This window comes from Methylobacterium dankookense (assembly GCF_902141855.1).
GTDB classification, from domain to species: Bacteria; Pseudomonadota; Alphaproteobacteria; order Rhizobiales; family Beijerinckiaceae; genus Methylobacterium; species Methylobacterium dankookense.
Genome location: NZ_CABFVH010000102.1, coordinates 1 through 4,470, shown reverse-complemented (window position 1 = coordinate 4,470; position 4,470 = coordinate 1). Strand labels below are relative to the sequence as shown.

The window sequence follows — 4,470 nt, the reverse complement described above, 5'->3', positions numbered from 1 at the left end:
ACCCGCCTTCGCCGGGCTGATCAGGGGCGTCCCGCCATACCCATCCAGGGGGTCAAAGTTCGACGCCGATCCAGGGTCAATGTTCAACGCTGTTTGACAGTGCAGATCTCGGCGACTCTCGACTTCTCCGAGCCGTCCGCCTTCACGCAAGCATTTCGCCGCTGGTCGGGCGTAACGCCGAGTTCATGGCGTCGGGACCACTGACAGGAAGCCAAAGCCGCTCGACGCCACGCCGCGTCGCGCCCAAGCAGCGGCCGTCAGTTCCTTTTGCCTGCCAGTCCGCCGTCGATGACCGTGAGGTCTGCGCCCAGCCGCGCGGGTGCCTGCCCGTCGAAGATGGTCTCGATGACCCGGGCGACACTGGCTCCCACCTCCGGCGGTCCGAGCGGCCTGCCTCTCGACCAAAGTCCCCTAGGCAGAAAATTTCGACCGTCGCGGAAGTCAGGATGCTGCATTCACTACCCTCAAGGTGACACCTGCTGGCAGCTTTGCCCGTTGAGGCATACCCCACTGGGAACAACCTGACGTGGCATAAGGTCGATTATCAGCGCATTCTGATTGAATGGCTGCATGCCCCGCACGCGCGGTCCCGCCGTAGGTGCGACTCGCGGGCGGTACGCCAATGACACTATGTGTGCGATCCATGCGTTGCCTCAGAGCATCCGCTTCTCTGCCCTCTCAGTCGAAGCTGAACCGGACCTCCCGCCACACACGGGCGACGAACGGCATCACTGATGAATGCGATCGCTGGGCGGGTTCAGGAGAGCGCGATGAGACATGCAATCTCTGCCGTCGAAATCGAAGCCGACACCTTGTTGCAGGCCATCCTTGAGAGCGAGCAAGTAGGTCTGACCTTCAGCGCCGTTCGCGACGGAGGATCGCTCACGACTTGGTCGGAGCCTGGAAAGGCACAGCTCGGGCCAGATTTCCGCCGTCCCGCCGACCCCACTGGAGCTGCTCATTGGGCAGAATTGCACCGCCTCGGTGAGCAGATCCATGCAGCCGGCGGCCTAGATGCCGTTGATGAAGCTATCATGCGCGTCGTTCAGATGGACCCCGCCTCCTCGGAATGGCGCGCAATGGTGCTGGAGAGCGTGTGGTTCGATGTCGGGCGTGCATCATGACGCTCACTGGAAGCGCAACCTCATCCCTTGGAACGCGCTGGCGATATAACTTCTGTCTGGCCGTAGAAGCGGCGCATCCAGGGCACGGGATTGCGCGGCCTGTTAGAATTCTTATTGTGCAGCGCAATCAACAACTTATCTTGTAAGTAGCCTATTTCAAAAAAGTCAACGAAAATTAAGTGGATCAAATCGACGTCCTGGGACTTGTTTAAGCGAACCGAAGCACGATTTAGGTGCAGTGCGACGAGCAGGGGAAAAATCCAGTTAGGAAGCTGTTTTATCTCTCTGTTTTGCATATTAGATGATAATCGCCACTGGGCATATGGTAGGAAATTACAATGACATTCAATCAGAATGCCGCTCAGAACAAGCACAACAATCAATCCGACAAGGCTTCCGACGCCCTGAAGACCAACATCGACAACTCCGCCGAGCAGGGTGCACAGTTCGCCGATGCCGCTCGCGAGGGGGGCAACAAGATCGTCGACCTCAACGAGCGTGCTGCAGAGAACACCAAGCGAATCGTGCAGAGAGGCGTCGAGACAGCCTCGAACCAAGCGCGGGAAGCCGCCGATCGCTTCAGCCGCACCCTCGGCTACACGGGCGAAGGCAGCGATCGCTTGGCTCGGCAGTCCAAGCAGAACATGGAAGCGGTCGTCCGCTGCGGGACCGTGCTCACCCAGGCCTTTCAGGACACCTCGCGGATCTGGCTTGAGCTGAGCCAGAAGCAGTGGCAGCGCAATCTCGACGGACTGAACAAGTTGGCTCGCGCAACGTCGGTACAGGAGTTCTCCGCGATCCAGAGCGAGCTCGTGCGTGAGGGGCTTCAGTCCATGGTCCAGGATGGCAAAGCCATCACCGAGACCTCGGCACGCGCCATCGAGGAGGCCAGTAAGACCTTCTCCGGTATCGCACAGCAGGGCTCAGCGAGCGCGCGCTGAGGCGCCTGCCCTCCGAGGTCAGGCAATCCTCGATCCCGCAATCAACCCGAGGGCGGTCGCTTCGGCCGCCCTTTTCGTTTGTCTTAGCCGCGTTGGTTCCAGCGCGGTGTGGCACGGAGTGCGCGATGTACAACCCCTTTGCCGTTACCCTGCTCGCTCTTGAGGCGCAGAAGGTCGTCGAGCTTCGGCTTGTGAAACTCGCCTGGGGTGGCGTGGAAGGGCAGTTGGAAGCGCACCGGATGGTCAGTGAGAAAATCGGTGCTTTCATCGAGGCCTTGGGCACCCTGATGACTGGAGGCTCGGCTGACGTAGTGATTGCCCGCTATCGTGAGCGCGTTGCTGCAAACACAAGGCGTCTCACCGCCTCCTGATAGGATGGGGTGGAGCAGGCCTGATGCGCAGGGAGGAGGCGGCTGCGATATGCAGCCGGTTTTCCTCAGCACCCCGGCAAGCAACATGATGTGCCGCCAGAACAGCAAGCCTCAAGGAGTTCAGAAGGATCACTCTGTGAGCCAATGATCCTCCCGTGATTCCGCGGACACGGGGAGTTTAGCTCGCGGTCCGCTCGGCCTGCTCGGGCGTGAGATAGCCGAGTGCCGAATGGATGCGCTGCCGATTGTAGTAGCCCTCGATGTAAGCGAACAGGTCGCGTCGCGCCTCATCTCGGGTTGCCCATCGTCGCTGATGGACGAGCTCGACCTTGAGGGTGTGGAAGACGCTCTCCATCGGGGCGTTATCGGAGCAGCATCCTGTCCGGCTCATCGATGGCCTCGCCCCCATGGCGGCGAGCTGCTTCCGGTAGGCCTCCGCCGCGTACTGGCTGCCGCGGACGCCCTTCTGTGTGTCAAGCCGCGATGCGGGGCTGGTTGATCGCCTGCCGCCTCCGGGTGATGAGCGTGAACACCTCACGGGCGATGTAGCGCTTCAGGCAGCGGATCGCTTCCAGCTTGGAATGGCCTTCTGCGATTCGGCGGGCCACGTACGCCTTGGTCCGCCCATCGGTTCGCAGTCGCCCGATGGCGATGATGTGCAGCGCGCTGTTGGCCGCGCGATCACCGCCTCGGTTGAGGCGATAGCGCACCGTCTTGCCTGATGAGGCCGGCACGGGGCTCACGCCACAAAGCGCCGCGAAGCCTGCCTCTGAGCGCAGGCGCTCGGGATTGTCGCCGGCCGTCAGGAGGAGCTGAGCGGCGCCATTGCTGCCGATGGAGTTGCGGGCCACGAGGTCCGGTGCAAGTTCGTCGACGATGGCGCCGATCATGGCATCGAGATCGGCGATCTCGTCGTGCAGTTCCAAATAGCGCCGCGCCAGGGACTTCAGGCCGATCCGGTAGGCGGCCTCGACGTCGCGGTAGGCGCTCAGATCAGGCCGCCACGCCGCCAGGGTCCGCACGAGCTGCATCCGGGTCATCCGGCGCAGCGTCTCGCGCAGGGCATCGGGGGCGCACACGATGGTGTTGTGGATCATCTGCAGGGCGATGCGCCGGGCCGCGACCGCCGTCTTCCGGCACGCGCTCAGGACGCGCAGCGACTCGACCATGCCGTCGCGGGTGCGCGGCGTGACGGTACGGGTGCCGGCGAAAGCCGCGTGCGCCGCGCTCTGTGCGTCGAAGTCGTCGTTCTTGCCCCGCCGACGACGGTCCTGGGTGTCGGGGGCGGTCACCTCCAGTACCTCGATCCCGGCCCGCTGGAGGAAGCGGAGCAGGCCGGCACCATAGCTGCCGGTCGATTCGACCCCGACGCGGCGCAGCGAGCCGAACGAACGCATCCAGATCAGCATCTGCCGATAGCCCTGGCGGGTCGCGGCGAAGCTGGCGGTCGCCAGAACCCGATCCCGGCCATCGACGACCGCGGCGACATGCAGATCCTTGTGGGTGTCGACACCGCCGATGACACGACGCTCGTGAGCTTCCTCGGCACTCATCCCATCCTCCTGGCGATCGAGCCTGATGGCTTCACCACGACCGGATGCGCGGACAGGACAGTCACGAGACCAGACGGTCAGGCCCTTCTCGGGTCACAGGCATCGGCGAGGCAAAACCTCACCCCAGGGTGTTCCCGGGCGGCCGACAGGTCCGGGGAAAGACACGACCGGTCGATCAGAGTGCGGGTCAGGCCGCACCGGGACGCCCTGCGGCGCCAGCTTAACCGATGGTCCATCGCTGTGCGGGTCAGACCACCCGGGAACTGGCGCCGATCTTCTGACTATCCGAGTGATGCAGTAAGGCGTCCGGCTTGCCCCTGCGCCAGATTGCCATGATGAGCGCATCCGTCACGAGTTGAGCCGTCATGCTGGTCTGCATTGTCCGCCGTCAGCACTCCTGAGACAGATTGAGGGTCTTCACGAACGGAGGATGGCTGGTTCATCGTAGCCCCCAGGAGCGAAGATGAAACAGACGTCCGGG

4 protein-coding genes and 1 pseudogene are annotated in these 4,470 nt (G+C 63.0%); 3 read left to right on the top strand and 2 right to left on the bottom strand.

The genetic code is table 11. From position 1 onward, the window contains the following. Window positions 1-770 precede the first annotated feature (770 nt). The 3 genes from MTDSW087_RS29615 to MTDSW087_RS29605 all read left to right on the top strand — a co-directional run bounded on the left by MTDSW087_RS29615 (window position 771) and on the right by MTDSW087_RS29605 (window position 2,436). A complete protein-coding gene (locus MTDSW087_RS29615) occupies window positions 771-1,124 on the top strand; it encodes a hypothetical protein (RefSeq protein WP_144769346.1) in 354 nt (117 codons plus the stop codon). 338 nt (window positions 1,125-1,462) lie between these two features. After that, window positions 1,463-2,065 carry a phasin family protein gene (locus MTDSW087_RS29610; protein WP_144769344.1) on the top strand — a complete coding sequence of 201 codons (603 nt, stop codon included), beginning with the start codon at window positions 1,463-1,465 and terminating at the stop codon, window positions 2,063-2,065. Window positions 2,066-2,190: 125 nt separating this feature from the next. Beyond that, on the top strand, window positions 2,191-2,436 hold the full coding sequence (locus MTDSW087_RS29605) for a hypothetical protein (protein ID WP_144769342.1): 246 nt from the start codon (window positions 2,191-2,193) through the stop codon (window positions 2,434-2,436). Window positions 2,437-2,614: 178 nt separating this feature from the next. Here the strand turns inward: MTDSW087_RS29605 and MTDSW087_RS29600 are convergent. After that, a pseudogene (locus MTDSW087_RS29600) lies at window positions 2,615-2,893 on the bottom strand (integrase core domain-containing protein); the annotation flags it as partial. Window positions 2,894-2,909: 16 nt separating this feature from the next. Next, on the bottom strand, window positions 2,910-3,989 hold the full coding sequence (locus MTDSW087_RS29595) for an IS110 family RNA-guided transposase (RefSeq protein ID WP_144769340.1): 1,080 nt from the start codon (window positions 3,987-3,989) through the stop codon (window positions 2,910-2,912). Window positions 3,990-4,470 lie beyond the last annotated feature (481 nt).

Bases quoted from the DNA above. Each gene is read 5' to 3' on its own strand.
- MTDSW087_RS29615 (WP_144769346.1), top strand. From the start codon at position 771: ATGAGACATGCAATCTCTGCCGTCGAAATCGAAGCCGACACCTTGTTG.
- MTDSW087_RS29610 (WP_144769344.1), top strand. From the start codon at position 1,463: ATGACATTCAATCAGAATGCCGCTCAGAACAAGCACAACAATCAATCC.
- MTDSW087_RS29595 (WP_144769340.1), bottom strand. From the start codon at position 3,989: ATGAGTGCCGAGGAAGCTCACGAGCGTCGTGTCATCGGCGGTGTCGAC.
- MTDSW087_RS29605 (WP_144769342.1), top strand. From the start codon at position 2,191: ATGTACAACCCCTTTGCCGTTACCCTGCTCGCTCTTGAGGCGCAGAAG.